This window comes from Methanosarcina sp. (assembly GCF_035390745.1).
Lineage (GTDB): Archaea > Halobacteriota > Methanosarcinia > Methanosarcinales > Methanosarcinaceae > Methanosarcina.
In genome coordinates this window covers 58,064-80,661 of sequence record NZ_DAOOUJ010000003.1, presented here as the reverse complement: position 1 = coordinate 80,661, position 22,598 = coordinate 58,064, and the positions used below count along the sequence as shown (strand labels likewise).

Below are 22,598 nucleotides of genomic sequence, written 5' to 3'. Positions count from 1 at the left end.
GGTTTATCTTCTGCCAGGATCTATGATTTACTTTTCCTGCAGGAGGTTTTATTTTTCAGGCAAGACACAGGAACCGCCGTTTCTTTTTGCAAGAGCCTGAAGATACTCAAGCACGGCAAGCACGAAAGCTGAATGGGACCATGCCAGAGGGAGAACAGAAAGGGGTTTGCCTCTGTCGTCTATCTGCTCGGGCATAAGACCTGAAGGATGTGCATGAACCGCGCACCAGTCAATAAGCTCAAGAGCCCTGTCCAGGTTCCCAATTGCCGAATGCCACTGAGAGAGCCAGAGAGTGCAGATAATCCAGCTGTTCATATAACCAAAGTAGCTGTCATGGGGATACCTGGCAATCCCGCCAGATGGACGCAAAAGTTCGCGTTCTATTGCTTCCATGGTCCGGACAACTCGAGGGTCATCAGGAGGAAGTATTCCAAAATACCAGACTGCAAATACCGCGGAATCAAGAGTTGATTCTTCAAGAGAGCGCCTGAAACGCCCGAGCTTATCATCATAAAGTTTCTCAATGATAACCTCTTTTAACCTGACTGCAGCTTCTTTCCAGATGTCTGCGTTGCCATAATCTCCAAGGGAACGGGCCAGTTTGCAGGCACCCATGAGCCCTGCATAAACCGTGCAGGCACTGTAGGTATGTACGCCTTTTCGTTCTTCCCACAGGTCAAAACTTGAGATTGGGAGACCTGTTTCCGGGTCAATTGCTTTAATGAGATAATTGGCTGCGGGAATTACAAGGCCTCTGTAATACCTGCCTGTTGTCCATACACTCCTTGCAATCTCCCAGTTATTATAAAGAGCATAGAGCGGAAGACCTGTCTCGTCAATCTGAACCATGGGCACCGGATGCCAGGTGCTTCCGAAGTCTCCTGCCGGCGTGTACTTATGAAGAAAATTTCCTCTTGGAGTAATGGTTTTTGAAAAAAACTCAAATGTCTCTGCACTCAGGTGGTGATACCGCGCCCTATCAAGAGCAAGGCAGACCCAGGCGGCATCCCTGGGCCAGCAGTATGTATAAAGGTCTGCCCCAAACTGCCTGATATCCGAATCGCAGGACGCAATCACGGAACCTGTGATGTCCATGTGGGCTACAGATGCAAGAAGGCTCCTGTAGAAGCATTTGATTACTCTGTCAGGGAGCTGCGGCATCCAGGCATACTCAGGGAGGACGGATATACGTTCGGTAAAGGAATTCCAGAAGTTGAAGTTGTGGTGGAAAAGGGCACTTTTTTCGGCTTCCTTTACCCTTTTGTGCACTTTAAGCACACCGCAGTAATCTTTCCCGAGAACGATCCAGAAATGTACCCTTGTCGCTTCTCCTGGTTTTAACTCAGGAAGAGTCCAGCCGAGTGTTGAGTCTACCGAACCGTGAGCTACAGGGTTTCCACCAAGGATTGCATCACTTTCCATATCTTTCCAGGTACCTTCAAGCCCTTTCCATTCAGCAGTTCCTACTGCATACTGGTCAAATGAAGGTTCGCTGGCGTGCAGGAAATAACGATCACGCTTGTAATGGATAAGTACATGCTTATCGATTACGGCAGTTTCTCCGATCTTGGTCTCGAGTATCCTGTAATTCTGGTTGGAAAATAGGCGGAGGCGCCTTGAAGATTTAGAGATATTACGTACCTCAAATGTCCTGTAGAAAATGTTCGTAGAAGGGTGGACTGCTTCCCAGACAGTGACTTTGAGCCCAAGATCCGGATTTTCAAAAATTGTTTCCCCTATGTTTGAGATTACCTCATTGCAGGCTTCAGGTACTGTATTATTGCCGGTTCCCTGTGCAGCATCTGCCCCTTTCTCTGCCGTCTCTTCTTTATTCGGACTTTCGGAGATATCAAGAATCCTGTTGCAGAAGTCCACCTCAAACTCCGACTTGTACTGCTGCCGGATATTCCAGTTTTCAAGCCAGCTGCAATAAAGAGAATCAAGGTCGCATATACCGATCCTTATTGAATTCCCGTGGTTTTCGAGCCCTACATAAGGAAAGTAAACGTCCCTTATGGTCCCTTTCTCATCTTCACAAATCAGAAATTTTCCGTTTCCGAAAATCAGCGGCCTAATCCGGACACCTCCAGCTCTATTTATCTTACTTCGTTTTCTGTTATTTCGATTTGTTTTTGCTAATACTTTTCTCTTGAAGTAATTCATTTCGGAATCCTATATGAACCTGGGTCTGTTGGATTTTCATATTTTATTATTTTAGAGCTTAACACTCTTTTCGAGCCGGACCTATTAATAAATCTGTATCGCCCTCTGGATCTGGAGTTCATTAGAACTTAACCATTTAGAGACAGCCACTTAAAATCGGAATTGTTTTTTAGCCCTGCCAGTATATGCGGTACATATGCCGGGATTTAGTTTGAAAAGAATATTTTTGTTAGGGGCGACAACTTTACAAAAAAAAAGTATTAAAAAATATTTAGAATTTGAAAATGCACAGTTACAGCATATGGATTTTGAAAACAAAGAACAACCAACCCTATGGATAGAATTTTATTTCTTATTAAAAATATATATCGAATAAATACAAAAGTTTATATTTAGTTGCGTTCTTTTTAGTATGCTTTAAAAAAGCAAAATCTTAAAGAAAGTATCCACATCCAAAAAATGTGCGTGTCTACTATGGCTTATGTAAAAAAAATATGCCCCGTATGCGGGAAAGAATTCTTTGTCCTAAAGAATGCCGAGGAAAAAGCAGTATACTGCACTCTGGCATGCCTGGCAACAGCTCAGGACAGGTTTGAACGCAGAGGCAGAACCGTACCAAGCTTTAGCTGAGCATTCTGAATTAAGGCAAAAGAACTCAAAAATAATGGGAAAACACCCCGGGAGAAGGGAACGTTTTTCCGTCCTTTTTATTTTTAAGTTTCTTATTTTTCAGCAATTTTTTTGCAATTCGGGTTCCAAAAACAAAATAACCTGACATAGCTTTTTAACAGAAGTTCGGTTTCTTTATAGGATCAATTTCATGCTTCTGATCTTTATGAGGTATCAAAATGGTTATTAAGAAATATGATGTATAAGCTGGGCATGCCCTCTCTTTCTATAGTAATGCCTTCCATGAATGAGGAAGAAACTATTCGTATCTGTATACAGAAAGCTCAGCATATATTCAAAAAATATGGTATAGAGGGGGAAATAATAGTTGCTGATAATTCTTCGGATAGAACCGCAGAGATAGCAGCATCCATGGGTGCAAAAGTTATAGGTCCGATTAAAGGATATGGAAATGCCTACCTTAAAGGGCTGGCTGAAGCCAGAGGAGATTACATTGCTATTGCTGATGCAGACAATACTTACGACCTCCTCGAACTTGACAGGTTTCTGGACCCCCTTCTGGCAGGTGAAGCCGATTTTATAATGGGAACACGGCTTAAGGGTGAAATCAAAGCCGGAGCTATGCCTTGGCTGCACCAGTATATTGGAAATCCTATTCTGACCGGAATGCTCAATTTCCTCTTCAAAACGAAAATTTCGGATGCCCACTGCGGAATGAGGGCTTTTACCAGAGAAGCACTTGAGAAAATGAACCTTAAAACTCACGGCATGGAACTCGCATCTGAGATGATAATTGAAGCTGCAAGGTGCGGTCTCCGGATTAAGGAAGTGCCCATAACATACTACTCAAGGAAAGCTCCCTCGAAACTGCGCTCATTTCAGGACGGCTGGAGACACGTAAGGTTTATGATGCTGTACAGGCCTGTCCCTTTCCTCTATATCCCCGGAGCTTGCGTATTTATCCTGGGTTTTCTTATTACTTCTTCCCTTCTTCTTACAGAGAATGCTGCATATAACCGGCTGCATTCGTTTATTTTGGGCAGCATGCTCTTAATCATTGGCGGTCAGATTCTTGCTACTGGAGGATACATGAAAACATACGGTCTTCTCCATGGCATGTATCGTGACGACAAAAAAAGCAAAAAATTGCTGAGCTACCATTCCCTTGAAAAAGAACTGATAGGAGGTTCCCTTCTTCTGGTCTCGAGCTTAGTTCTTGGACTGAAAGTTGCATATTCATGGATCAGTACCGGGTATGGCTCTCTTGAAGAAGTGGAATCTGCTGTAATTTCAATGGTGCTAGCAGCAATAGGGCTTCAGCTGATTTTTTCTGCGGTCTTTTTGAGTGTAATGCTCCTTGAAGTTGATACTGATTGGTAAAGTGATGAAATGAAAGTCGCTTTTGTATATGATGCTGTCTATCCCTGGGTCAAGGGAGGCGCAGAAGTGCGCATTCATGAACTGGGGAAGCGGCTTTCTTTAAAGGGGCACGATGTGCACCTTTTCGGGATTAAATGGTGGGAAGGCGAAGATGTAATTCATTATGAGGGCATGACCCTTCATGGAGTATGTGAAGCCATGAACCTCTATGTAAATGGCAGACGTTCGATTTCTGAAGCATTCGTCTTCTCTGTAAAGCTGTTTCCAGCTCTCGTGAAAGAAAAATTCGACCTCATTGATGTGAGTGTATTTCCCTATTTTTCCTGTTTTACCGTAAAAGCAGTTTCAATCCTGAAAAAGATTCCTGCAGTATTTACATGGCACGAGGTATGGGGAGATTACTGGTATGAATACCTTGGAAAAAGAAAGGGTTTTTTCGGGATTTTGATAGAAACCGCAGTTGCAAAAATCTCAAAGAACAATATTGCAGTTTCGAACTGGACTAAGGACAGGCTTGTAACCCTTGTGGGGATGAACAGGCAGATTGAAGTCCTGCCCAATGGGATCGACCTGAAGTTAATCTCAGAAATCAAGCCTTATGGCCAGGATTATGCAGGCAATCAGGAGAGTAAAATTTACGATATTATCTTCGCAGGCAGGCTCATAAAAGAAAAAAATGTCAATGTTTTGATAAAAGCAATCAAACTGTTGAAAAAAAGTTTTCCTGAAATCTGCTGCTGTATCGTCGGAGATGGACCGGAAAGGAAAACTCTCGAGAAGCTTGCTCATGATCTTGGCGTGCAGGATAGTGTGAAATTTGAAGGGTTTCAGGAATACAGGGCATTAATCGGAAAAATTAAAGCTTCAAAGGTCCTTGTTCTTCCTTCAAGCAGGGAGGGTTTTGGAATGGTTGTGATCGAGGCTTTTGCCTGCGGAGTGCCTGTAATCACGGTGAAAGAAAAATATAACGCGGCACAGGGACTCATAGAAGACGGGGTTGATGGGTTTGTTGTGGAGCTTGAAGAGAGTGAAATTGCAGATGCTGTGGAAAAAATAATTAGAACGATCTCAGATAACAGGAAGGCTTCAGAGGCGGCATTTAATAAAGCTAAAAAATACAATTGGGATGGGATAGTTGAGAATATCCTTTTGGTGTACGAATATTCTCTGAAAAGACATTAAAATTGGATTTATCTGTCCTTATGAAAAAAACAAACATGATATTCTTTGAATACATTCTCAAAAAATGGCTGTACTTAAGAGCACTTTCATACCTGGAATACTGAACTCTCTTTATAAAATCTACCAGGGTTAAATAATATGCAAAAATAATAATTTTCTTCACAAAGAATAATTGAATTTTAACTATGAAAACAGTTATTAAATCCTAGTTTTTATTAGAAAAGTAGTTAAATTCCTATTTACATTATTTAGTGGGGGGAGTAATTAAAAATAGGTCAGGATTGTAGTCCAGACCTAAGTGGCTTGAATACTGATAGCCAGGAATATTTAATGCATAGATAGAGCTACAAAAGTATCTTCCTCTTAAGAGTTAATTCTCAAGATATTATAAACATAGTTATAGTATCAGGGGGATATTTTAGAGCCCATTCTAAAATGCAAAATTTATTTATTGAATTTTATGTTTTGAGTAATCAATTTCAGCTTATGAAAACATCATCCTGAAAGTTCTTAATGATTAATAAAAAATACAGGCGAATCTGATGTTCATGAAAAAACGAACTGGTGTATACAAAACAGATAATGGACGCTCTGTTACAATTGATAAACTTGCCTCGAAAATTATTGAGGTTAACGAAAGTGAATATAATATAGTTTATTCCGATTCTATGAAAGAATACGCAGAACTCACTCTTCAAGGTTCATATAAAACATGGAAGGAAACTGGACGGAGACCTGCAATATCAATAGATGATGGTCTTGAGGGTATGCAAAATGGACATTGAAATCTCAGTTGTGGTTCCCGCTTACAATGAAGAAGAAAATGTCGAACTCTGCTACCGGGAAATTATAGATGCTCTTGAGCCTCTCGGGATTAGTTACGAAATAATATTTGTAGATGATGGCTCTACTGATTTGACTTTTAAGAAACTTCAATACCTTAGCAAAAATGATGATCGGTTGAAAGTGATTAAGTTAAGGAAGAATTTCGGGCAGAGCGCAGCCTTAAGAGCTGGTCTTGATTGCGCCACTGGAAAAAATATTATTACAATGGATGCAGACCTCCAGAACGACCCAAAAGATATCCCGAAATTGCTGGAGAAACTCCAAAAGGAAGATTTTGATGTTATATGTGGATGGAGATTTGACCGAAAGGATCCTTTTTTAAAGAAGCTTTTTTCAAAGTTCGCAAATAAGTTAAGGAAATCGTTTACTGGGGAGACAATACATGATTCAGGCTGTACTCTACGAGCTTATGTAAAAGAAAGCACTGAAAGCCTTGAGCTTTACGGAGAACTTCACAGATACATCCCTGCTATGCTTTTTTGGAAGGGGTATAAAATAGGAGAAATAAAAACAAATCACAGGGAACGAAAAAACGGGAGAACCAAATATAATTGGAAAAGAATTATAAAAGGTTTCCTTGATCTTCTGGTTGTAACTTTCTGGCAGAAATATTCCCTGAGGCCAATTCATATTTTCGGAAGCATAGGGATTCTTTTGAGCTTTATTGGCGGAATTATTTCATTATATATGGTTATTTTAAGATTATTTTACGGAGTTGGAATTACCGACAGACCCCTGTTTACGGTAAGTATTATGTCTATTGTCATAGGCATACAGTTTTTTACCATTGGAATTCTTGCAGATGTTCTGGTAAAAATATACTATAGCCAGAACGGTCGGAAGAATTACCTGGTTGAGAGGATTATTGAATGAGAGTGCTGATGTTGAATTACGAATTTCCTCCACTTGGCGGAGGTGGGGGCGTAGCTGCCAAAAAACTTGCAGAAGGCTTCATCAAACTTGGATATCAAATTGATTATATTACAACCGGATTCAATGGCCTGGAAAAGTACGAAAAAGTTGATGGGATTAATGTTTACAGAGTGGATGTTATCGGGAGAATGAAACTATCTACTGCTACAGTCCCGTCTATGGTCAGTTTCCCTTTTTTAGCATATAAGAAAGCATGCGAGCTGTGCAGGAAAAACAAATATTCCTTTGTAAATACTCATTTTGCTGTTCCTACCGGTCCTCTTGGAATCTGGATATCCCGTAAATTTAGCCTGCCAAATATTCTATCCATATACGGGGGAGATATCTATGACCCTTCTAAAAATATATCCCCTCACAAAAAGTGGTATTTAAAGAAAGTAGTAGAGTGGGTATTAAGCAATTCAAGATATATTGTTGCAGAATCATCTAATATTAAAGATAATGCGTTAAAGCACTATAATGTTGAAAAAGAAATAAACGTTATTCCTGTAGCTTACGAGCCTGTTATATTTGAAAGAATCAGCCGTAAAGACCTGGGTATGGATGAGAATTTATTTTATACCGTAAGTATTGGACGGCTGGTGAAAAGAAAAGGTTTTGAGTTTTTGATCAAATCTATAAAAAATACTCCTGATAATGTTCATGCATTAATTATTGGTGATGGCCCTGAAAAAAAGAATCTGGCTAATTTAGCTAAAGAATTAAATGTTTTGGATAGAATTCATTTTTTAGGGTTTGTATCAGAAACCAGGAAGTTTCAATATCTTCAAAATTCTGATGTCTATGTGCTTTCTTCGGTACATGAAGGGTTCGGGATCGTTTTACAGGAGGCTATGCAGGCGGGCCTTCCAATAATCTCAACTGATAACGGTGGCCAGGTTGACTTTATAAAAGAAGGAAAGAATGGATATCTTGTTCGTTATGGAGACGTTGAAGCTCTGGCTAATATGATAAATAAATTTAAGCAAGATGACCAGCTCAAAGTTAATTTTTCTGAGTATAATAAAGAAGAAGTTAAGAAATTCGAAGATAAAAGGATATGTAAAGAATATCTGAGGATACTGGAATGAGAAATAATAACGAGTCGATCCCAAAACTCAAAATTGTTCCTTGAATTCTATGTTAAAAACAAATTAGTTGAGTTTCTGACATGAAAATGAGTTCTGAACTTTCTATTCCATAAATAGAGGTAGAAATTTGGAAGTTGCAGTATGGATGAGTATATATAATAGGAAAAATATTTATAAAGAGTATCGTCATTGCTAACCACCGCCGTGATGCAGTAAACATATATTGTTTGTGCAAAAATGGAAAGTATCTTATGAAATTTATTACCAGGAAACAGCTTATAACTGTGCTTGTAACTTTTTTGCTTCTTGGAATAATATTATCTCAGATCAGAATTGAGGATCTGATTACAACTGTAAAAAATATTAACAAAATTTACCTGATTCTGGGACTTTTCCTGTATACACTCAGCTATTTTTTCAGAGGATTAAGATTTCATATTCTTTTAGACAAAAAAATATCCCTCAATGACCTTTTTCATATTGTTTGCGTTCACAATATGGTAAACAGTATTCTTCCAGCAAGATCAGGGGAACTCTCTTACATTTATATATTAAAAAAATATCACAATAAATCTACTGGAGAAGGTGTTGCAACATTAATGGTTGCAAGGGTACTGGACTTCATTACGATTTCATTATTGTTTTTTATTTCTTCTCTGTTTGTAAGCGATTTGCCTGAAATGTTTTCTAATATTATTTGGGTAGTTGTTTTATTTACTGCTTTGCTGGCTATTTTTTTAATAGTTTTGTTATATGCAGGTGAAATTTTTTTGAAGTTTGCTAATGCAATTTTCATAACTATCAAGCTAAACAAAAATAGTGCAGTTAACTTCTTTTTACGAAAAGCAAGGGAGGTTGTTGACAGTTTTACAAACATAAAAAACAACGGCAAAATGATGGAACTGTTCTTAATTTCCTTTGTCATATGGTTTATTCTCTATTCTTTGAACTATACTTTAATTAAATCTTTAGATATAGACATTGGATTTTTTGAGGTATTACTGGCTTCTACTTTTGTAGTTTTTATGTCCGTGCTTCCAGTTCAAGGTTTGGGAGGGTTCGGGACTTATGAAGTTGGATGGGCAATAGGTTTTATCGGAATAGGATTGACTAAGGAACTTGCAATTAATTCAGGTATAGTAATTCATATTATAGGAATTATTTATTATGTTCTGCTGGGAATGTATGGGTACCAATATTTATGCAAAGAATAATACCTCAATAATTATACCACACATTTTATTGAAAATATCACCATTCTGAATGTGCTAAAAAGTTACAGTATTAAACACATTTGTGTATGTTAATTCTTTCAACATACAGGTTGCTGGAAAGCGGTTGAAATACCCTGAATTCAAATACCCTGGAATCTTCAGATTCAACATTTAATGTCAAATTCTGAGAACAATATTCTCCTTCAATTAAATCACCTGCGTATATGTCCTTCGCAGAATCAATTCCCGGCTCTCCGTCTTTTACAAACGAGATATCTATGCTTGTAACATTGAGAGAATAATCAGTAATATTTTCTGCCTTTAAAATGTACTCTATAGTATATTTTCCTTCAGGCAATGACATATATGGCCCATAAACTAAATAACCGGACTCATTAAAACTTTTATCACTATAAAAAGCATACTTTTTTATCTGTTCATCGTATATGAGTGAGCCTGTATTTTTTTGGCTACTGAAGAACAAATTATTGTACACATAATTATCATCATATGAACTGATGGACTCAGAAGTCTGGTTTTGCCTTTCAAGGATAAAGCAGTGGCTGTTAAAATAAAAAAACTTGTGGTTTTTTAAGTAGGAACTGAGATCTAGAGATACTTTATAACTGGCTAACGGTGTCCTTTCTATTATTATATAATCATATGAATCTGGATTACTTCTTTGATAATCACCCATGTATGTAACGTTAAGATTTTTATAAAAATAACAACCCATGTCCCCTGAACAAAGAATACTGCTGTCTCCAGGAATTTGGCTGACATTTTTAAAAAATTCCTTAGCTTCATCCTTCGGGGCAGAATTAAGATCTGAAATTGCTTTACCAGCTCCCCCATAGGTAGAAAAAGAATATAGATTCAGAGCGATTAAAACAATTAAAACCAGATTGAGTTTTTTGGTACTAATTTTTTTACTGATAGACGAAAGAGAGAAGATGGCGGAACAAATAATCACAAAGATTATTACCGCTGAGTAATGGAAATTAATCATACGCTGGGCTGGAGCATTTGCTAATAGATTCTGTAAAAACACAGGAGATGCGATTAGCAGGATTCTGGGACTAAAAAAACTAATATAACCTACAGACAAAAATAAAATTAGCAAATAATTCAAACTTTCTTGAGTGAACATATATTCGAAAAGCAGGTGGGGGTCTGTCAGGATGTTAAATATCACATCAACAGCTGATGTGCCTAAATAAGAATATCTGCCAGCCAGCATTCCGGATTGGGTTGTAAAAACATAACCATAAAGTTGATGAGATAAATCTGCGAAATAAGGCTTTAAATACAATAATTCAAAAGAAAAAATTCCCGTACCTAATATTAAAGGGGCGTAAACCCATTTTTTGTCGTATTTCTCTATAAAGGCATAGACTCCAAACATTATGGCTACTAAAGGTATATTTTCTTTACATATGCATGCAATGAAGAGGAAAAATAAAAATTTGTTAAAAGATTTAATGTACATGTAATAAAAAGAAAATAAAAGGAAGGGTAACGCAAATATCTCTTCTTTAACGCTTTCCAAAAACAGCCAGCTTACGGTTGGGTGTAAGAAGTACATCATGACTGAAACAAATGCTATCTTTTTAGATCTGGACACTTCGTTAGCTAAACAGTAAACGGGAAATGCACCTGAAGATAACAAAAAAGAACTGATAATTGAAAAAGTAATCTGATGAGGGTAAATGTAAAAAAAAGGTAGAATTAACAAAAATATGTACCTTTGGTGGCCAACAAAATCTATGATGCCTCCTCCGTTTATTGATGAATAAAAGAAATGATCATGGACAACAGTATTATGAAAAAGTTGATACATTATTCCTTTGTCAAAAGCATTAAAAGGACACATATTTGCATAAGTTGAATTAAGTAAAAAAACATAGAAAAAAAAGTTAAAAATAAATAAAAACAGAACTAAAGCATCAAAAAAATCGTATCTTGAAGATAATCCTTTAAGATTGTGAATTACCTTTCTTAAATTAAAATATTCTTCAAGTCTTGAGTTTAGAGCGGTGAATATATACTCAGCCTTTAATAACATGTTATAACCTGGATCGGATTCACTTTCTTTATAAATTTAATGATTCTTCTGCACTTCAGGGAGTAACTCTTATTTAAGTTCTTTCTGATTCCGGATAATTAAAGATCTCATATTGTTCTTGCTGAAGCCTTCTGTCAATCACATGTTAAATATAATAACACCAAAAACAATCAACCCTACAGCAATTACTTTATTATGGTCAATCTTCTCTTGAAGTATCAGCCTGGATAAAATGAGAATAAGTACAAATTTTAATGAAGTAGTCGAATAAAATGACTTTAATTGGATGTCTTTGAGGGCATACACAGTAAAAATAGTTGCCGCCATGTACAGGATATATGCAGTTAATGTATAGGGATTAAAGTAAGCTAAAAATAACTTTTTACCATGAGCTTGATTTGCCCCCAATTTCAAAAGAGTCTGACTGAATCCCGTAGAAGCAATTACAAGCACTAAAAATATTAAAGAAGAATTCATATTCATTCTCCTGGCTACGAGTAGTGTCGTGTCAATCTCCAGTTGTCGGATAAAGTCGTGCCAATTTTATCCTTGCATCATCTGTTGTAAATTGCCAGTTAACCTTTGAATTTTTGTTGTTTCTGTAATTTTGCCATACGAATACTTTTTTCCTAACAAACTCGATGTTATCCATTCTCCTTTTTAAACATTGACCTGAAGTACGTTCAGTTCAATTTCTGCCATGTTCAACCAGCTTCCATGTTTTGGTGTGTACACGAACTCAAATTTGTCCCATAGCTCCTTTGCTTTGGTTGGTGGAATTGTTTCGTAGAGAGATTCAGGTATATGCGTGTTTAGATTGTCCATTACCAACGTAATTATATCTGCATTTTCATATTGAACTTCTATTTCTTCCAGGAAATAAGCCCAGTCTCTCTTTGTTTTTCTTTCAGGAATCAGGCAAGCTTAAATATACGCAAAGCTAACATAATCACTGCCTCTTAGGGCGTGTTTATGGAGTTCGGGTGACATTGGGAAACTACATTTGAACTCCATAAATTCCTCTTACCTAACTCCTTATAAGTTTTCTGTCCATTCCATCAAACTATCTGTTTTTCATAGTTCTTTCGAGTCTGAAATTAATTCTTAATATTTGATTGTTTGATGGTCTGGAGAGAGACTATATATATGAGCATATTGACCCAACTCATATTCGAGAGTTTTTATAATAGATAAAGTGTAGCAAAGAAGTAGAAAACAGGTTGATTTTTGTATCAGGCATTATTAAGTTTAGACCTGATTACTGTAAAAACCACTTAAAAAGCACAATTAACGCTTAACAAAGCACTGTTGAATGAAGAACTCAAAAAGCCATTGAGAGAAGAGTATCCTGCCCTTTTTAAAAAACCTGAAAGAGGAGTCTTTCGTTTTTTTAGATGAAACTTGGTGAGATTTGTTCAGGACCTAACATACCCCTCAAGTAACAAAGAAATTTCCACAGACTCGTTTTTCAGATACAACCCATTATTTTAATAGTGTATAATACAACCGCATGCCCTCCGAGTCGCACAGGGACGAATTTCCGTTCCTCTGCTGCCAAAAGAGCAGTTGATGAATTTTCCCAACTCTATCAACAGCAATCCAGATCCAGCAATATTTTTTTTGTTACCGATGTAAGTGTGCATCTCATCCATTTCAACAATAGATATCTCATTTTCGCTTTTTAGATCCTCTAACTCCTGACCAAATTTCTTTATCCATTTTTGGACAGAAACATGACTTACCTTTAAAAATCGCCCTGTTGAGCGAAATCCTAATCCTTCAAGATAGAGTTGCCAATCAACGCTGTTAGTGAAATAATTCGGGTAAAACATGTTATTTTGTCTTTCTTACATACATAATTGTCCCGAGCACTATTACAAACAACCAGAAAGAACTTATAAAAGGAGTACTGTTTGGTTCCTGACTGGTATTGGATTTTTCTTCCTGCTTATCTATTGTTCCTGTATTCTCTTTTTGTCCAGTATCCACCGTCGTGTTTTCTGTTATATTCTCTTTCTGATTAACTGTTGTTTCTGTACTCTTTATCATTTCGGTCTCATTTGTCTCATTACCTGTTTGGTCTTCTCCCTTCCATTTACCTTGAGCTTTCAATTCCTCGATTACCGCGTCCCTATCTGAAGCAGGGTGTTTTCCTGGAACTCCGATTCCAACACGGAAAAGCTGTTTATCGAGATCTACATCATTCAGCATCAAGAGAACTGACTCGTTCTGGACGAACTCAACTTCGACTGTAGTCAATAAATTAGTTCCCCTTTCTGATCTCACTTTTATGGTTTCTGTAGGCAAGGGATTATAGAGCCATTCATTAACTTTAATTGTAGCAATTGTATGGTCACGGGACATATTAATCTCACTTACTGTACCAACAATTATGCGGTCTGAATTATTTATCTGGTAAGGGATTTCGGCAGCTTCTGAGGCAAATGAAGCTGCTGCGAGAGTTGAAGTCAAAAAAAGCAGAACGAATGTTAATAATATGGAAAATGAACCCAATAGTTTCATTAAAATTCTCCTGTTTCTTCATTGTAAAAAATAAAAGGATTAATTTCATATTCAATTTATTAATCCTAAAAATTATGTAGTCTTCGAAGGCTATTTGAATAGTTAAATTACTTTTCGATTGTACTCAGCAATTCTTCCTGACTAACAGTTTCATCAGGTCTTGTAGCTTTTCCGTCGTCAGTCAATGTGAATTTGCCCTGCATTGATCCATAAACATAGAAATATTCAGAACCATCATTAGCCTTTGTTGAAAGATCTTTTTCTAAATATAGCAAAACATTTTCACCCGATTTGAAACCTGCTTCAATATCTAATGTCATGCTATCATTTCCAACCTTTCCACCATATGTTCTCACAATAACCTCTTTTGATGATAATGGGTTTTTGAGATATTTGTCTACACTTATAATGATATCAGTGTAAATGATGCAATCTTGATCGGATTTAGTATTTTCTTTGTTTGGTTTATCTCCGTCAATAGTATTCCATTTACTTGGAAGTATTTCTTTGACTTTTCCTGTTACAATTATATCGGAGTTATTCTTTAAATCCGCATGAGTGCATTTTATGATTGATGCGCTTATTTTGACGTCCAGTGGATCATTTGTACCTGTGAATCCATCAGTATTATTCGCCAGCTTAACATTATCATTTGTATAATCGGAGAATAATAAATTCGAGGTTACTCCATAGATACTCTTGATACCTGCTATATCGTCTGATTCAAGAGTTCTTTGCTTTGTTTCGCCGGTACTTGTATAGCCATACATTGTTTTCTCAGTAGAGCCAGAATCATACAAATCTAACAAATTTAACCAATGACCTAACTCATGAGTAGCAACATTCTGCACATCAAATTTACCTGATTCTCCACTTGTTGACCAAACAACATTACTATTGAAATTTGTATAACAACTACCTAAATAACCGTCAGCATTGGGAACTGGAAATGTTATACCTAGCGTTGATGTTGGATAAAAAGATTTGTAGTTTAGTTTGTTAACAGCGGTCTGTCCCCAATGAAAAGAAAAATTTGCACCTGCATTGTCCCACGTATTTGTAGATGCAGTTAGAGCGCTTGACCAAGAACTCGGAATTGTTGAACCCTTTTGAATATAGGGATGATGGGATTTCCACATATATCCAGAATATGAATATGCTGATGCTGGAACCACTATATTTATCAGGAATATTGTTAATAAAAGCGTTCCTATCAATGTTCTTTTACAATATTTCATTTACTTCACTCCTAGTATTATTACCCTAGGAGGCAAAAATCAGGCAAGCTTAAATACACGCACAGCTAACATAATCACTGCCTCTTGGGGCGCGTTTATGGAGTTCGGGTGACATTGGGAAACGACATTTGAACTCCATAAATTCCTCTTATCTAACTCCTTATAAGTTTTCTGTCCATACCATCAAACTATCTGTTTTTCATAGTTCTTTCGAGTCTGAAATTAATTCTTAATATTTGATTGTTTGATGGTCTGGAGAGAGACTATATATATGAGCATATTGACCCAACTCATATTCGAGAGTTTTTATAATAGATAAAGTGTAGCAAAGAAGTAGAAAACAGGTTGATTTTTGTATCAGGCATTATTAAGTTTAGACCTGATTACTGTAAAAACCACTTAAAAAGCACAATTAACGCTTAACAAAGCACTATTGAATGAAGAACTCAAAAAGCCATTGAGAGAGGAGTATCCTGACCTTTTTAAAAAACCTGAAACATGAGTCTTTCGTTTTTTTAGATGAAACTTGATGAGATTTGTTCAGAACCTAACATACCCCCCAATAACAAAGAAACTTTTCACAGATTCTCTCTTCTGATACAACATATTATTTTAATAATATCAGTGTATAATACAACCGCATGCCCTCCGAGTCGCACAGGGACGAGGATATCTTCGAATCCCAGTTTATAGATATGTACCTCAGCGAATACGCGAGCATTTCATCAATAGTACGCGAAGCGCTGCCTTTTGAACTTCTTGCGACTGTGGGAGGAGTTATTGCAGGAATAATTCTTTCAGGAATCAGGCAGACTAAGCTTTTAAATAAACCGAAGTCTCGAAGTCTGGAATAGAGTTATTTTTGCTTGATTCGTTTTCATCTGAGATACTACCATAATCAGATTCAGAATTATTTTTTGAATTCTTGAGTTTAACTGCATTTTTCTTAAAGGTCAAATTCTGCAGGAAAAAATATTGGGATAAATTAGGGCATAACAGGTAATGAATCAGGAAGCCGCCTGTTAAAACAGGCGACGTTTCATACTAATAGTACGTTCCTTCTCCTGTAACAAGCTGACCATTTACTGTTGTCCATCCATTCTGAGAACCGGACAGCATAGTTTCCATGGTTTCCCAATAGCTGTTATACTGCCATCCTCCGATCCACCATTCATTACGTCCGTTCAGGTAGATGGAAATGCTGACGTTTACATCCGAGGAGGTCTCATAATAGGCATAGATTCGGCTTTCATAATCAAGTTGCTCAGACGTCCGTGAGTATGTTCCGCTGGCGTTGACATTATGCGTGAGATTGTATTTGGGCATAAGAACCATTTCATTGCCAAGCGGGTTCATTGTATCTATTGTCTGGTTAGAGAATACCATAGTACTAAGATCTATACTTCTTGCCTTCTCATTTTTCATAGAAAGCATAAGCCCATGTTCCGTATCCACCAAAGCGTATTCCCATGAAGGATCTTTGTTATTGAAGTTCTGCTCTACGATATCCATACCCACAGACGATGTGTTGTTTATCACCGGAAGTGGAAGATAAAGAGTTACGTTGCTTAGGGTCGAGTCTGCAGTTAATATTACATCGTAATCATAACTACTCATGAAACTACTATCATACATCTGCTGCTTCTGGTTTTGCCACCATATAGACAACAACCCGGCAGAGATGATTAATATTACAAACCCGATTCCTATTTTGTAACGAGTCCTCATGTTCCGTCACCTGATATACTCTTGAGGAAGAATTAAATATGACTGCTTTATTAGTTCATCATGAATCTTTAAGTTATGAAGGTTAAAAATGGGATACAGGAAAATTATTTTTGGTTAATTCTTATTTTGCAGTATTAATCTCAACAATAGTGGAAACTGTTGATATATCGTACTGAGTGACAAATTAATGTATATCGAATTTTTAGAACTAATTAATTTTTTGCATACGTTAGAATTTCTTATCTTTACAATTAGTTTCTTATTGATTACCATAATTAAGTGCATACGATAAGACCTAATCTGTTTTGAAAATACCTAGCATTTCAATTCGAAATCAGGAATATTAGCTAAAGTCCTCCCAAATATTTACTACGAGTGTAGCCTAATCAATAGAAAAAAGAGGTGTCGAGAACACCTCTTTAAAATCTAAATCCTATTTAAGATTACCTTAACCTCACATTATGTAGTCATACAAGCCATGAGCATACTTAGCACTCTCTTGGACACAGATGCTAGTATAGTAAATCAACGTTGGGTCTGATCGCCAGTTTGAGTTGGTCCTTATCTTATTATCAATATAATCGTAATACTGGGCACTATTATCAGCATTATCTTCAACTGCCTGTTCTGGATCAGTTACAGTAATACTCTGAGAATTTCCACTGACATGTCGACGATAATTCTCCCCTGTAGTCCAATTACCAGATACATAACTCTCATAGGAAGTATGAACGACAGCACTGAACAGAGTATTGCTAAACGATCCCAGATAATCTATAGCTCCTTTACTATGAAACGGACAACCAACATCCATCAAATAGTGACTTGCGAATCCAAAATTCTGATGCGCTGCTATTTGGTCCCCATTATTTCTCGCAGAGATCGCTATGTCCGAAAACTCATCACATCTACCTGGTGCGCCTCCGATACCCCAAAAAGCATCCTCATAATGGTTATAGTACCTATAAATATAAGGATCAAAGGTACTATTGTCCGGGTCGTCAGCTGCATTTTTAGCATAATTTCTATAAGTAGATCCATCACATGCATAGTAGGCAAAATCTTGATGAGGAGTGCCTCCCCACTTAATTTCGATTTCGCTAGGATTAATACTAGCAATAAGATGTTTATCTGTAATCTTAGCCACATCACACAACACAAGATTATCAGCAGCCACAAACTTTTCCGGATACCTATCCCAGATATCCTGTAGATCAGCTTTTAACTTTTCGGCATTGTTAACTAAATATAGCTAATTCTTTATTTCTGTGTTTCATCAATAGAAGAACAGAGTACTTTAGCATTTCAAGACTTTTAGTATAACACTTTGTTTTTCGTCTCAACCTTGCGAGAAAGTGCCTGAATATGCTGTTATATCCTTCAACTGTATAGGTTTCTGCTTTTGATTGAGTATGAATCGTTTCTGGAATAAACTCTGCATATGGTTTCCAGTGATCAGTCATCACTTTTTCAATCTTTTTATTCTTTAATTTTTCCCAGAGTAGTTGTCCAGTTTCCGTTCCTCTGCTACCAAAAGAGCAGTTGATGAATTTTTTCCCAACCCTATCAACAGCAATCCATATCCAGCAATATTTTTTTTGTTACCGATGTAAGTGTGCATCTCATCCATTTCAACAATAGATATTTCATTTTCGCTTTTCAGGTCCTCTATCCGGAGTTTATACTTTGTAGTATAAAACAGAATCAAGAGATGCATAAAATGTAGGGTATAACAAAAAATTAATTAAGTTTGGCACCAATTCAAAGCATTTTAGTATGAAATCGACAAATATATGATTATTAATATAACCGGGTGTGTAACAAAAATAGCTAAATTCCCATTATGTAGGGTATAACGCATAATCCATATAACAGGACGCCCTATATTGTTTTCTTCCTTATAGGGAAGGGGAAAACACATAAGTACCAATCTTTGAGCGAATTCAAGATGTGGTGACGCCAAAATTGAATTAAATGGATTTGGAACTTAATTAATTTTTTGTTATACTGTAAATAATCATAGCCAAGAGCCTTTATTTTTTGATATCTTAGAAACTCCGGTCTATCTCTCTACCAAATTTCTTTATCCATTTTTGAACAGAAACATGACTTACCCCTAAAAATCGTCCTATTGAGCGAAATCCTAATCCTTCAAGATAGAGTTGCAAAGCCTGTCTCTTTACAGAAGTGGGGCTAGCAGTTGATTTCATCTCTACGGAATAGTTATATCCACAATCATGGCATTTGTATCGTTGACGTCCATCAACTATGCCGTTCTTTTTGTGAGAGGAACTATTGCATCTTGGGCAGTCCATACAGAACTATAGGGTCTCATAAGATATAACTATGTTTAAGTACCAAAGCCAAATTATTTTATGACGAGCCCTTACCCTAAAAATCGCCCTATTGAGCGGAATCCTAATCCTTCAAGATAAAGTTGCCAATCAATGCTGTTAGTGAAATAATTCGAGATAAAACATTGTCTTATTCCCTATCTGGTCTTCTCCATTTCATTATCCTTCAATATAGTCAGGAATTACAAGCAAAACCTTTTCATTTGTTTCAAGGTCATTTTTTATTCTGATCGCATCTTTCCCCATAATCCAATTCTTTGGGTCACTCCAATTATTAGACCCATCTCCAAAATGAATATAACATAAGAAGGAACTTTTTACCTGAAGGTTATTCTTTTCCATTAATTCAAGAAAACTTTTATCCTCAATAGCTTGTTCGGTTACCGTAATTATATAATTATTTCCTTTCTTGAAATTAGGGAATACAGGATCAGTCCAGTTTTCTTTTTTTCTCAACTCATCTTCTATATCTTTTCTCTTATTTTGGTCTACGGTTATATAATACCTTTTGGGCATAATATCGGAATCGTAATCTATGTTATAGTTTCTAGGCATACTATAGTTTTCAAGAATAACTTTAATTTCCTGCTCAGTAATACCATATTCAAATTCAATAAATAAGCCAGCTACTCTCGCTTCTTGAACTGGTGTTTCCGAATCATCTGGTGTTTTCGTATCAACTGATGTTTTCGTATCAACTGATGTTTTCGTATCATCTGGTGTTTTTATAAAAATTCCCCAAAATACTATGATAAGAAGTAGAAAAACAATAAAAATAGCTATTTCCTTATTGAGTTTGCTCATATCAGCCACCGCAAAAAGATGAGGAGTTAACTCCTCACATATATCCGATTAATTTCTTGACCTGGACTTTCTATCTTATTGGAACCAGATCCTACAGGTGCTGGATCATTAATCTTCAAATATTGTATCCCATCACTAGTATATGTATATCCTCTACAAACTCGAGCATGATTAGTAATTGCACTCTTAAATGGTCTGTTGCTGTTAATCTCTGCGACTGCACTATTAAAAGTCAAACCTGAGGTTACATATATAGAACCCGGTTTATTTAATCCATTAGATCCTTGATAATAAACTAACTGTTGAGTATTATTGAGCGTCCCTCCAGTTCCACCCATTATTTGATAGATATAACTTTGGCTATGGGTAGTAATACCATAATACTTAGCAATCATTTGGGCACTTGCTACAGCGCAGTAATAGCTTGTTTCTTGTGCGCATAAGGGAACATTAAGTGTCTTAGTTGTAGTAGTTGATGTTATAGTTGCATCACTACTGAGTGCACTTATTTTTTCTTCAGTAATTGGCGCAGATGTATTGCTCCCCTTTTCAGTCGTTTCTTGTTCAATAAATTTAGAAACATTGTCGCTTTCCTGCCAGTCCTTCAAATTCTTATCTATTCCATTCTTCAATCTATCTTCATAAAATGACCAAACTCCATTCTCTGTTTCAGTTGCGGGTTTATCTGGTATCACTTCCAGAGTGTATGCATCTACAAATATCCGGTGTTCATTTCCTGTAGTTTTGTCCTTTACTACAGTCATCGCCCCTACATCAGGATAATTGTACACAACCATCTTAGTTGATTTGATTTCCCCAGTTAGGTAAGTATTTTTGGCGATTTCTATCGACTTTTTTATGGCTTCATTGGCATCAAATGACTTTGGATTAAATTCAAGGGACTGGACTGATTGACCCAATTTTTTGTCAGCACAAACTTTAATATTACCGATCACTTCGTTGTTTTTACATACAGAAAATTCATAAAATAATTTTTTATCATTTATGTCATAAAGCTCAAGTGGTTTGGGATCAATAGATGCCTCTTTCCACTCTGCAAAATCAGAATCAACTGCTATAAAAAATATCATGTGGGTATTTGCATGCTTAAAGGCTTCCTCAGCAGTTACGGAATAGTCTTTTTCTTCCTGTGCACTTGCTGCCGGTATAAATACCATACCAGCTAGCAGCATTGCTAAAACAAATATACCTGTTCCACATTTATTACGCTTCATACTTTATCCTCCTTATTCCCCAGGAGGCAGGATCAGGCAAGCTTAAATACACGCAAAGATAACATAATCACTGCCTCTTAGGGCGTGTTTATGGAGTTCGGGTGATCTGGAAACTACTTTTGAACTCCATAAATTCCTCTTACCTAACTCCTTATAAGTTTTCTGTCCATTCCATCAAACTATCTTGTTTTCATACTCATTTTGAATCTGAAATTATTCCCTGAACTTTGATTGTTTGATGGTGTGGAGAGAAGATATATATATAAGGACATTTCCCTAACTCATATTCAAATGTTTATATAATAAATCAAGTGTGAAGATAAAGAGTGATATAAGTTGATTTTTATTTTTGGGATTACTAAGTTTAGACCTGATTACTGTAAAAACACTTAATAAAGCACAATTAACGCTCAACAAAGCATTATTGAATGAAGAACTCAAAAAACCATTGAGAGAGAAATATTCTGCTCTTTTTGAAGAGCTTAGTTAAGATAAACCTTGATTATCCATGTAAGAAAACCTTCATACTAACAAAGAAATTTTTCACAGACTTGTTTTTCAGATACAACCTATTATTTTAATATTATCAGTGTATAATACAACCGCATGTCCTCCGAGTCGCACAGGGACGAGGATATCTTCGAATCCCAGTATATAGACATGTACCTCAGCGAATATGCGAGCATTTCGTCAATTGTACGCGAGGCGCTTCCATTTGAACTTCTTGCGACTGTAGGAGGGGTTATTGCAGGAATAATTCTTTCAGGAATGACCAATGAACTTGAGATGATCCCCGGACTAATTGTGATCTATCCGGGTGTGCTCGGACTGCGCGGAAATGTTTCCTCAACCCTTGGTTCCAGGCTCGGCAGTGCAATTCATATGGGGTTGATCACAGATATCGACAGGAACAACCCTGAACTGATGAACAACATTTCAGGCTCTCTTCTCCTCGGGTTTATAATGGCTGTCCTGCTCGGGGTTTTGGGGCATTACGTCACTCTTGCCCTGGGATTTGAAAGTGCAGGAGTCTTTAAGCTTGTGCTCATCTGCGCAATTTCTGCCCTTACTTCCGGAGTAATCCTCTCTTTTATCGCTGTCCTGCTTGCCATAGGTACGTTCAGGTACGGCTTTGACCCGGATAACGTCGTTACACCATCAATTGCAACCATAGGGGATATTGTTTCCATGTACATGCTTTTTCTCTCTGCAAAACTGGTGGTGATGCTTTGA

The 22,598-nt window shown here is 36.8% G+C and carries 17 protein-coding genes and 5 pseudogenes; 9 read left to right on the top strand and 13 right to left on the bottom strand.

Features of this window, described 5'->3' with window-relative positions; genetic code table 11:
* Window positions 1–48: 48 nt before the first annotated feature.
* A complete protein-coding gene (locus tag PLL47_RS01840; RefSeq protein WP_324444162.1) occupies window positions 49–2,163 on the bottom strand; it encodes a glycoside hydrolase family 15 protein in 2,115 nt (704 codons plus the stop codon).
* 459 nt (window positions 2,164–2,622) lie between these two features.
* On the opposite strand from PLL47_RS01840, the gene PLL47_RS01835 reads away from it, so the two are divergent.
* From PLL47_RS01835 to PLL47_RS01805, 7 genes are all read left to right on the top strand, one after another.
* Complete coding sequence (locus PLL47_RS01835) at window positions 2,623–2,793, top strand: hypothetical protein (protein WP_324444161.1); 171 nt, start codon at window positions 2,623–2,625, stop codon at window positions 2,791–2,793.
* Window positions 2,794–3,027: 234 nt separating this feature from the next.
* Window positions 3,028–4,173, top strand: coding sequence for a glycosyltransferase family 2 protein (locus PLL47_RS01830; RefSeq protein WP_324444159.1), 1,146 nt, complete (start codon window positions 3,028–3,030; stop codon window positions 4,171–4,173).
* A gap of 9 nt (window positions 4,174–4,182) precedes the next feature.
* A complete protein-coding gene (locus PLL47_RS01825; protein ID WP_324444157.1) occupies window positions 4,183–5,355 on the top strand; it encodes a glycosyltransferase family 4 protein in 1,173 nt (390 codons plus the stop codon).
* A gap of 548 nt (window positions 5,356–5,903) precedes the next feature.
* Entirely contained in the window at window positions 5,904–6,140 is a 237-nt protein-coding gene (locus tag PLL47_RS01820; protein WP_324444155.1) for a Rossmann-fold NAD(P)-binding domain-containing protein, read from the top strand.
* Window positions 6,130–7,074, top strand: coding sequence for a glycosyltransferase family 2 protein (locus PLL47_RS01815; RefSeq protein ID WP_324444153.1), 945 nt, complete (start codon window positions 6,130–6,132; stop codon window positions 7,072–7,074). The genes PLL47_RS01820 and PLL47_RS01815 overlap by 11 nt, the downstream gene beginning before the upstream one ends.
* Window positions 7,071–8,204: a glycosyltransferase family 4 protein gene (locus PLL47_RS01810; RefSeq protein ID WP_324444151.1), complete on the top strand. Its 1,134-nt coding sequence runs from the start codon at window positions 7,071–7,073 to the stop codon at window positions 8,202–8,204. The genes PLL47_RS01815 and PLL47_RS01810 overlap by 4 nt, the downstream gene beginning before the upstream one ends.
* Before the next feature lie 251 nt (window positions 8,205–8,455).
* Entirely contained in the window at window positions 8,456–9,418 is a 963-nt protein-coding gene (locus PLL47_RS01805; protein WP_324444149.1) for a lysylphosphatidylglycerol synthase transmembrane domain-containing protein, read from the top strand.
* Between the two features lie 70 nt (window positions 9,419–9,488).
* Here the strand turns inward: PLL47_RS01805 and PLL47_RS01800 are convergent, their stop codons facing one another.
* From PLL47_RS01800 to PLL47_RS01775, 6 genes and pseudogenes are all read right to left on the bottom strand, one after another.
* Entirely contained in the window at window positions 9,489–11,483 is a 1,995-nt protein-coding gene (locus PLL47_RS01800) for a DUF2079 domain-containing protein (protein ID WP_324444147.1), read from the bottom strand.
* 138 nt (window positions 11,484–11,621) lie between these two features.
* Window positions 11,622–11,960: a hypothetical protein gene (locus tag PLL47_RS01795; protein WP_324444145.1), complete on the bottom strand. Its 339-nt coding sequence runs from the start codon at window positions 11,958–11,960 to the stop codon at window positions 11,622–11,624.
* A 31-nt stretch (window positions 11,961–11,991) separates the two neighbouring features.
* A pseudogene (locus PLL47_RS01790) lies at window positions 11,992–12,398 on the bottom strand (transposase); the annotation flags it as partial.
* 623 nt (window positions 12,399–13,021) lie between these two features.
* Window positions 13,022–13,276: pseudogene (locus PLL47_RS01785) on the bottom strand (IS1-like element transposase); the annotation flags it as partial.
* 40 nt (window positions 13,277–13,316) lie between these two features.
* A complete protein-coding gene (locus PLL47_RS01780; protein WP_324444143.1) occupies window positions 13,317–14,006 on the bottom strand; it encodes a hypothetical protein in 690 nt (229 codons plus the stop codon).
* Window positions 14,007–14,113: 107 nt separating this feature from the next.
* Window positions 14,114–15,244 (bottom strand): matrixin family metalloprotease, encoded by a 1,131-nt coding sequence (locus PLL47_RS01775; protein WP_324444141.1) that lies wholly within the window; start codon window positions 15,242–15,244, stop codon window positions 14,114–14,116.
* A 641-nt stretch (window positions 15,245–15,885) separates the two neighbouring features.
* Between PLL47_RS01775 and PLL47_RS01770 the strand changes: the two are divergent.
* Window positions 15,886–16,050: pseudogene (locus PLL47_RS01770) on the top strand (magnesium transporter); the annotation flags it as partial.
* A 238-nt stretch (window positions 16,051–16,288) separates the two neighbouring features.
* Here the strand turns inward: PLL47_RS01770 and PLL47_RS01765 are convergent.
* The 6 genes and pseudogenes from PLL47_RS01765 to PLL47_RS01740 form a co-directional block, all read right to left on the bottom strand.
* Window positions 16,289–16,783, bottom strand: coding sequence for a hypothetical protein (locus PLL47_RS01765; RefSeq protein ID WP_324444139.1), 495 nt, complete (start codon window positions 16,781–16,783; stop codon window positions 16,289–16,291).
* Window positions 16,784–17,426: 643 nt separating this feature from the next.
* Window positions 17,427–18,149 (bottom strand): phospholipase C/P1 nuclease family protein, encoded by a 723-nt coding sequence (locus PLL47_RS01760; protein WP_324444137.1) that lies wholly within the window; start codon window positions 18,147–18,149, stop codon window positions 17,427–17,429.
* A gap of 61 nt (window positions 18,150–18,210) precedes the next feature.
* Window positions 18,211–18,644: pseudogene (locus tag PLL47_RS01755) on the bottom strand (IS1 family transposase); the annotation flags it as partial.
* A gap of 388 nt (window positions 18,645–19,032) precedes the next feature.
* Window positions 19,033–19,287 (bottom strand): annotated as a pseudogene (locus PLL47_RS01750) (transposase-like zinc-binding domain-containing protein); the annotation flags it as partial.
* 198 nt (window positions 19,288–19,485) lie between these two features.
* On the bottom strand, window positions 19,486–20,130 hold the full coding sequence (locus PLL47_RS01745) for a UPF0228 family protein (RefSeq protein ID WP_324444135.1): 645 nt from the start codon (window positions 20,128–20,130) through the stop codon (window positions 19,486–19,488).
* 26 nt (window positions 20,131–20,156) lie between these two features.
* Window positions 20,157–21,365, bottom strand: a complete 1,209-nt coding sequence (locus tag PLL47_RS01740; RefSeq protein ID WP_324444133.1) for a C39 family peptidase — start codon at window positions 21,363–21,365, stop codon at window positions 20,157–20,159.
* A gap of 606 nt (window positions 21,366–21,971) precedes the next feature.
* Here PLL47_RS01740 and PLL47_RS01735 point away from each other — a divergent pair.
* Window positions 21,972–22,598, top strand: coding sequence for a magnesium transporter (locus PLL47_RS01735; RefSeq protein ID WP_324444131.1), 627 nt, complete (start codon window positions 21,972–21,974; stop codon window positions 22,596–22,598).